Source organism: Catenulispora yoronensis, assembly GCF_039531695.1.
Taxonomy (GTDB): Bacteria; Actinomycetota; Actinomycetes; order Streptomycetales; family Catenulisporaceae; genus Catenulispora; species Catenulispora yoronensis.
The window spans coordinates 1-543 of record NZ_BAAAQN010000237.1; the positions used below are offsets into that span (position 1 = coordinate 1).

1 pseudogene is annotated in these 543 nt (G+C 54.5%); it reads right to left on the minus strand.

From position 1 onward, the window contains the following. A pseudogene (locus ABD481_RS47050) lies at window positions 1-543 on the minus strand (DNA-directed RNA polymerase subunit beta'); the annotation flags it as partial.

Genomic DNA, 543 nt, shown 5'->3' on the forward strand with positions numbered 1-543 from the left:
GTCAACCAGACGACGAGTCAGGTAACCGGAGTTCGCTGTTTTCAGTGCGGTATCCGCCAGACCTTTACGAGCACCGTGGGTGGAGATGAAGTACTGGAGTACGTTCAGACCTTCACGGAAGTTCGCGGTGATCGGCGTTTCGATGATGGAGCCATCCGGCTTCGCCATCAGACCACGCATACCAGCCAGCTGACGAATCTGTGCCGCAGAACCACGCGCACCGGAGTCGGCCATCATGTAGATGCTGTTGAAGGAAACCTGCTGCTCTTCCTGACCGTCACGGTTAATCACGGTTTCGGTTTGCAGGTTATCCATCATCGCTTTGGATACACGATCGTTCGCCGCAGCCCAGATATCGATAACTTTGTTGTAGCGTTCGCCCGCGGTCACCAGACCGGACTGGAACTGTTCCTGAATCTCAGCAACTTCCGCTTCCGCTTCGCTGATGATTTCGTATTTTTTCTCCGGGATGACCATGTCATCGATACCAACGGATGCACCTGAACGCGCTGCGTAAGCAAAGCCGGTGTACATCGTCTGGTC